We start from the raw sequence: 5,270 nt of genomic DNA, 5'->3' as shown, positions 1-5,270 counted from the left end.
CGGTTTTATGGCGTGCGAGATCAGTTAAAATTAGGCCGTTCCTATATGTCTCAATTTACATATCCACAGTGAATGTAATTTGTGCAGGAATGGCTCCATGAAATGGCAGCCTTTGACGTGGCTTATTCCGCCGCGCTGGAGGTTGAGCATCAAACTTGAGAGTTTGATCCTGGCTCAGAACGAACGCTGGCGGCATGCCTAACACATGCAAGTCGAACGAGACCTTCGGGTCTAGTGGCGCACGGGTGCGTAACGCGTGGGAATCTGCCCTTGGGTTCGGAATAACAGTTGGAAACGACTGCTAATACCGGATGATGACGTAAGTCCAAAGATTTATCGCCCAGGGATGAGCCCGCGTAGGATTAGCTAGTTGGTGAGGTAAAGGCTCACCAAGGCGACGATCCTTAGCTGGTCTGAGAGGATGATCAGCCACACTGGGACTGAGACACGGCCCAGACTCCTACGGGAGGCAGCAGTGGGGAATATTGGACAATGGGCGAAAGCCTGATCCAGCAATGCCGCGTGAGTGATGAAGGCCTTAGGGTTGTAAAGCTCTTTTACCCGGGAAGATAATGACTGTACCGGGAGAATAAGCTCCGGCTAACTCCGTGCCAGCAGCCGCGGTAATACGGGGGGAGCTAGCGTTGTTCGGAATTACTGGGCGTAAAGCGCACGTAGGCGGCTATTCAAGTCAGAGGTGAAAGCCCGGGGCTCAACCCCGGAACTGCCTTTGAAACTAGATAGCTTGAATCCAGGAGAGGTGAGTGGAATTCCGAGTGTAGAGGTGAAATTCGTAGATATTCGGAAGAACACCAGTGGCGAAGGCGGCTCACTGGACTGGTATTGACGCTGAGGTGCGAAAGCGTGGGGAGCAAACAGGATTAGATACCCTGGTAGTCCACGCCGTAAACGATGATAACTAGCTGCTGGGGCTCATGGAGCTTCGGTGGCGCAGCTAACGCATTAAGTTATCCGCCTGGGGAGTACGGTCGCAAGATTAAAACTCAAAGGAATTGACGGGGGCCTGCACAAGCGGTGGAGCATGTGGTTTAATTCGAAGCAACGCGCAGAACCTTACCAGCGTTTGACATCCTCATCGCGTTTTCCAGAGATGGATTACTTCAGTTCGGCTGGATGAGTGACAGGTGCTGCATGGCTGTCGTCAGCTCGTGTCGTGAGATGTTGGGTTAAGTCCCGCAACGAGCGCAACCCTCGCCTTTAGTTACCATCATTTAGTTGGGAACTCTAAAGGAACCGCCGGTGATAAGCCGGAGGAAGGTGGGGATGACGTCAAGTCCTCATGGCCCTTACACGCTGGGCTACACACGTGCTACAATGGCGACTACAGTGGGCAGCAACTCCGCGAGGGGAAGCTAATCTCCAAAAGTCGTCTCAGTTCGGATTGTTCTCTGCAACTCGAGAGCATGAAGGCGGAATCGCTAGTAATCGCGGATCAGCATGCCGCGGTGAATACGTTCCCAGGCCTTGTACACACCGCCCGTCACACCATGGGAGTTGGATTCACCCGAAGGCGTTGCGCTAACTCGCAAGAGAGGCAGGCGACCACGGTGGGTTTAGCGACTGGGGTGAAGTCGTAACAAGGTAGCCGTAGGGGAACCTGCGGCTGGATCACCTCCTTTCTAAGGATATCGGCGGAAAGCGCCGGCTCTAGTAGTCGGAAGAGCTTCCTCCATTCCAAAGAACATATGCCGTCGTCCTCATGTCCCTTCATCCCTAGAGACCAACAGCATTGTGCTGTTGAGAGTCTTGAGCTGGCTTACGCCGCCTGGCGGCCATTATGGCCGCTTGGGCAGCGAGAGTGGGCTTGTAGCTCAGTTGGTTAGAGCACACCCCTGATAAGGGTGAGGCCGGTGGTTCGAGTCCACCCAAGCCCACCATTCTCGTGGGGCTCAAGGGGGCCTTAGCTCAGCTGGGAGAGCGGTTGCTTTGCAAGCATCAGGTCATCGGTTCGATCCCGATAGGCTCCACCATTTGCTTGAAGAGCAAATGGATTGTTTGATTTTGGGTCCGCTGCATAAGCAGCGACGGCCGTTCGGCCTTGCGAACCTTTGGTTCGTTTAAGTGCCGGTCATACAGCTCCACCAACAGACACTCTAGAGATGAAGACATCAGTTTGCCGGGCATTGGTCCGGCAATATGGAGCGCTTTTGCGCTTCTCTTTGACATTGTGAATGGGTTTTTTAATCGATGCCGTGGTGACATGTGCAGTTCGGTTGCCGATCTTCGGATCGTTCAACGGGCGCATATGGCATTACTGATAATATCAGGCTGAGATTTATTATCCACATCGAAGGGTTCCCATAAAAGTAATACTTTTATGGGCGCCTGGATACCGTGACGGCACTAGCCGAGTGGTAGACGCAAGGTTCGCCTTGTATCTGCCCAGTGTTGTCATTGGTGGTGTGGACTCTCAAGCGTGAGGTAAGGGCATTTGGTGAATGCCTTGGCATGCACAGGCGATGAAGGACGTGGCACGCTGCGATAAGCGTCGGGGAGCTGTGAGCAAGCTTTGATCCGACGATTTCCGAATGGGACAACCCACCTTCACCATTTAATCTCGACCCTGATTGGTCTTCGGACCGGGCAGGAGCGGGGTTAAATGGGGAGGGTATCACTAAGCTGAATAAAATAGGCTTTGGTGAGGCGAACCCGGAGAACTGAAACATCTCAGTACCCGGAGGAAAAGACATCAACCGAGATTCCGTTAGTAGTGGCGAGCGAACGCGGACCAGGCCAGTGCCTGGTGTTTAATTAGCAGAAGCCTTTGGAAAGTGGCGCCATAGCGGGTGACAGCCCCGTATGCGAAAATGAAACATCAGGACTTGAGTAGGGCGGAGCACGTGAAACTCTGTCTGAACATGGGGGGACCACCCTCCAAGCCTAAATACTCGTGCATGACCGATAGCGAACCAGTACCGTGAGGGAAAGGTGAAAAGCACCCCGATGAGGGGAGTGAAACAGTACCTGAAACCGAATGCCTACAAGCAGTGGGAGCTCCCTTGAGGAGTGACCGCGTACCTCTTGCATAATGGGTCAGTGACTTAATGTATCGAGCAAGCTTAAGCCGTTAGGTGTAGGCGCAGCGAAAGCGAGTCTGAATAGGGCGACTGAGTTCGATGTATTAGACCCGAAACCCGGCGATCTAGGCATGACCAGGATGAAGGTGCGGTAACACGCACTGGAGGTCCGAACCGTTTAATGTTGAAAAATTATCGGATGAGTTGTGTTTAGGGGTGAAAGGCCAATCAAGCCGGGAAATAGCTGGTTCTCCGCGAAATCTATTGAGGTAGAGCGTCAGATGATTGCCGTTGGGGGTAGAGCACTGGATGGGCTAGGGGGTCGCGAGATCTACCAAACCTAACCAAACTCCGAATACCAACGAGTCTAGTCTGGCAGACAGACGGCGGGTGCTAAGGTCCGTCGTCAAAAGGGAAACAGCCCTAACCTACAGCTAAGGTCCCCAAATCGTATCTAAGTGGGAAAGCATGTGGGATTTCCAAAACAACCAGGAGGTTGGCTTAGAAGCAGCCATCCTTTAAAGAAAGCGTAACAGCTCACTGGTCTAAATAAGAGATCCTGCGGCGAAGATGTAACGGGGCTAAAGATACGTACCGAAGCTTAGGGTGTGATCGTTTACGATCACGCGGTAGCGGAGCGTTCCGTAGGCCGATGAAGCGATCTGGTAATGGGTCGTGGAGGTATCGGAAGTGCGAATGCTGACATGAGTAGCGATAAACAGTGTGAGATGCACTGTCGCCGAAATCCCAAGGGTTCCTGCTTAAAGCTAATCTGAGCAGGGTAAGCCGGCCCCTAAGACGAGCCCGAAGGGGGTAGTCGATGGGAACCACGTTAATATTCGTGGGCCTGGAGGTGTGTGACGGATGGCGTAACTTGTCTGGTCTTAACGGATTGATCCAGGCAGGGAAGTTGTCCCAGGAAATAGCCCCTCCATTATAGACCGTACCCTAAACCGACACAGGTGGGATGGTAGAGTATACCAAGGCGCTTGAGAGAAGTGTACTGAAGGAACTCGGCAAATTGCCTCCGTACCTTCGGAAGAAGGAGGCCCCACATCAAGGCAACTTTTTGTGGGGGGCACAGGCCAGGGGGTAGCGACTGTTTAGCAAAAACACAGGACTCTGCTAAGTCGGCTTCAAGACGACGTATAGGGTCTGACGCCTGCCCGGTGCTGGAAGGTTAAGAGGAGGAGTGCAAGCTCTGAATTGAAGCCCCAGTAAACGGCGGCCGTAACTATAACGGTCCTAAGGTAGCGAAATTCCTTGTCGGGTAAGTTCCGACCTGCACGAATGGCGTAACGACTTCCCCACTGTCTCCAGTACATGCTCAGCGAAATTGAATTCTCCGTGAAGATGCGGAGTACCCGCGGTTAGACGGAAAGACCCCGTGCACCTTTACTGCAGCTTCAGAGTGGCATTAGGAAAGAACTGTGTAGCATAGGTGGGAGGCTTTGAAGCGATGACGCCAGTTGTCGTGGAGCCTTAGGTGAAATACCACCCTGTTGTTTTCTGATGTCTAACCTCGCACCGTTATCCGGTGCAGGGACCCTCTGTGGCGGGTAGTTTGACTGGGGCGGTCGCCTCCTAAAGAGTAACGGAGGCGCGCGATGGTGGGCTCAGGACGGTTGGAAACCGTCTGTTAGAGTGCAATGGCATAAGCCCGCCTGACTGCGAGACTGACAAGTCGAGCAGAGACGAAAGTCGGTCATAGTGATCCGGTGGTCCCTCGTGGAAGGGCCATCGCTCAACGGATAAAAGGTACGCCGGGGATAACAGGCTGATGATTCCCAAGAGCTCATATCGACGGAATCGTTTGGCACCTCGATGTCGGCTCATCACATCCTGGGGCTGGAGCAGGTCCCAAGGGTTTGGCTGTTCGCCAATTAAAGTGGTACGTGAGCTGGGTTCAGAACGTCGCGAGACAGTTTGGTCCCTATCTGCCGTGGGCGTCGAAATTTGAGAGGAGTTGACCCTAGTACGAGAGGACCGGGTTGAACATACCTCTGGTGTACCTGTCATTCCGCCAGGAGTGCAGCAGGGTAGCTATGTATGGACGGGATAACCGCTGAAAGCATCTAAGCGGGAAGCCTCCCTCAAGATAAGATTTCATCGAGCCGTGGAAGACCACCACGTTGATAGGCTGGATGTGGAAGTGCGGTAACGCATGGAGCTAACCAGTCCTAATTGCTCTTTTCGCGCTTGAGAGTCCCACCATCAATGACAATGCTGGTC

General features: G+C 53.2%; 1 protein-coding gene, 2 tRNA genes and 2 rRNA genes. 4 read left to right on the top strand and 1 reads right to left on the bottom strand.

What is annotated here, in order from left to right:
- The first annotated feature begins 151 nt into the window (after positions 1-151).
- From QMG56_RS22940 to QMG56_RS22930, 3 genes are all read left to right on the top strand, one after another.
- Positions 152-1,640, top strand: a 16S ribosomal RNA gene (locus tag QMG56_RS22940).
- 181 nt (positions 1,641-1,821) lie between these two features.
- Positions 1,822-1,898 (top strand) — tRNA-Ile (locus QMG56_RS22935).
- Positions 1,899-1,915: 17 nt separating this feature from the next.
- Positions 1,916-1,991 (top strand) — tRNA-Ala (locus QMG56_RS22930).
- On the opposite strand, the gene QMG56_RS22925 is transcribed toward QMG56_RS22930, so the two are convergent.
- Positions 1,957-2,145 (bottom strand): hypothetical protein, encoded by a 189-nt coding sequence (locus QMG56_RS22925; RefSeq protein WP_281825195.1) that lies wholly within the window; start codon positions 2,143-2,145, stop codon positions 1,957-1,959. The two genes, QMG56_RS22930 and QMG56_RS22925, sit on opposite strands and share 35 nt — an antisense overlap.
- A gap of 287 nt (positions 2,146-2,432) precedes the next feature.
- Here QMG56_RS22925 and QMG56_RS22920 point away from each other — a divergent pair.
- Positions 2,433-5,242 (top strand): 23S ribosomal RNA (locus QMG56_RS22920).
- The 16S and 23S rRNA genes sit together here with 2 tRNA genes alongside, the layout of an rRNA operon.
- The last annotated feature ends 28 nt before the right edge of the window (positions 5,243-5,270 follow it).

It is taken from the genome of Sphingobium sp. BS19 (genome assembly GCF_027925545.1).
Classification (GTDB): domain Bacteria; phylum Pseudomonadota; class Alphaproteobacteria; order Sphingomonadales; family Sphingomonadaceae; genus Sphingobium.
This window is presented reverse-complemented; position numbering and strand designations above follow the sequence as displayed.